General features: G+C 74.8%; 1 pseudogene. It reads left to right on the forward strand.

Annotated elements, in window-relative coordinates:
* A pseudogene (locus KVS67_RS13655) lies at positions 1-230 on the forward strand (acyl-CoA dehydrogenase); the annotation flags it as partial.

Below are 230 nucleotides of genomic sequence, written 5' to 3' on the forward strand. Positions count from 1 at the left end.
TCCTCGCCCATCGCCTCCCGCGGGCGTCGTTTCTTCACGATCCCCGGCACGCCCGTCCGGGGCCGCGCCCCCCTGTCCCTCCCCGCCACCACGGCCTCCTTCCTCGGCCTGCACGGTGCGCTGGCCTACGCGGAGCAGCGCCGCCAGTCCAACGCCTCCGACCCGCAGCGGGAGGAGGAGCTGCTGGACTACCAGAACCACCAGCGCCGCCTGATCGACCGCCTGGCCCG

It is taken from the genome of Micrococcus sp. GbtcB5, assembly GCF_019091605.1.
In the GTDB taxonomy this organism is placed as follows: Bacteria; Actinomycetota; Actinomycetes; order Actinomycetales; family Micrococcaceae; genus Micrococcus; species Micrococcus luteus.